Genomic DNA, 262 nt, shown 5'->3' on the forward strand with positions numbered 1-262 from the left:
GTCGCGAAGGTTCTGCGCGTGCGCGTGGCCCTGCGAGCCGTAGCCCACGATCGCAACCTTCTTGGACTGGATGATCGACAGGTCTGCGTCCTGGTCGTAGAGGATCTCTGCCACTGTGTTGCTCCTTGTTTGAGTGGTTTGGTGGTGTCTGTTGTCGTCGATCAGCGCAACGCGCGCTCGGAGATCGACTTCGGTCCGCGGCCCAGGGCGAGAAGGCCCGACTGCGAAATTTCCTTGATACCGAACGGCGCGATCGCCCTCT

The 262-nt window shown here is 61.5% G+C and carries 2 pseudogenes; both read right to left on the minus strand.

The window, feature by feature from the left end:
• A pseudogene (locus SB754_RS21025) lies at positions 1–114 on the minus strand (ketol-acid reductoisomerase); the annotation flags it as partial.
• Between the two features lie 47 nt (positions 115–161).
• Positions 162–262, minus strand: a pseudogene (locus SB754_RS21030) (acetolactate synthase small subunit); the annotation flags it as partial.

This window comes from Leifsonia sp. SIMBA_070 (assembly GCF_046534635.1).
In the GTDB taxonomy this organism is placed as follows: domain Bacteria; phylum Actinomycetota; class Actinomycetes; order Actinomycetales; family Microbacteriaceae; genus Leifsonia.